Source organism: Oceanobacillus luteolus (assembly GCF_023715655.1).
Lineage (GTDB): Bacteria > Bacillota > Bacilli > Bacillales > Amphibacillaceae > Oceanobacillus > Oceanobacillus luteolus.
This window is the reverse complement of sequence record NZ_JAMBON010000205.1, coordinates 1-212: the sequence shown is the minus strand read 5'-3', so window position 1 is coordinate 212 and position 212 is coordinate 1. Positions and strand designations below refer to the sequence as shown.

At 45.8% G+C, this 212-nt stretch carries 1 rRNA gene; it reads left to right on the top strand.

Annotation, left to right across the window (positions count from 1 at the left end):
• Nucleotides 1-212 (top strand): 23S ribosomal RNA (locus M3210_RS20355); the annotation flags it as partial.

Sequence of the window (212 nt, the reverse complement as noted above, 5' to 3'; positions counted from 1 at the left end):
GCAGACCTGGGGAACTGAAACATCTCAGTACCCAGAGGAACAGAAAGCAAATGCGATTTCCCAAGTAGCGGCGAGCGAAACGGAAACAGCCCAAACCAGTAAGCTTGCTTACTGGGGTTGTAGGACATTCCATATGGAGTTACAAAGAAACTCTTTAGATGAATCGATCTGGAAAGATCAGCCATAGAAGGTAACAGCCCTGTAATCGAAAA